The 344-nt window shown below is 68.9% G+C and carries 1 protein-coding gene; it reads right to left on the bottom strand.

Annotated features, from left to right (window positions below; all coding sequences use genetic code 11):
* Positions 1-344: hypothetical protein (locus AC1DZU_RS35705; protein ID WP_477292171.1), on the bottom strand; the 344-nt coding region annotated here is incomplete at both ends.

Raw genomic sequence — 344 nt, 5'->3', positions numbered from 1 at the left:
GTGGCTCCGGTTGCACCGGTCGAACCCGTTGCGCCGGTATCGCCGGTCGCGCCTGTGGCTCCGGTTGCCCCAGTCGAACCCGTGGAACCAGTAGAGCCCGTCGCTCCAGTATCGCCGGTTGCACCAGTCGAGCCGGTTGCACCGGTCGAGCCGGTATCGCCAGTCGCACCAGTCGAGCCGGTGGCACCCGTCGAGCCGGTTGCTCCCGTCGAGCCAGTCGAACCCGTTGCACCAGTGTCGCCAGTCGCACCTGTCGAGCCAGTTGCGCCAGTCGCACCAGTCGAGCCAGTGGCTCCGGTCGCACCAGTCGAGCCGGTGGCTCCGGTCGAGCCGGTTGAGCCAGT

This window comes from Mesorhizobium sp. P2_A12 (assembly GCF_056405075.1).
Note: the sequence above shows the minus strand (reverse complement) of the source record. Positions and strands in the feature narration are given on the sequence as shown.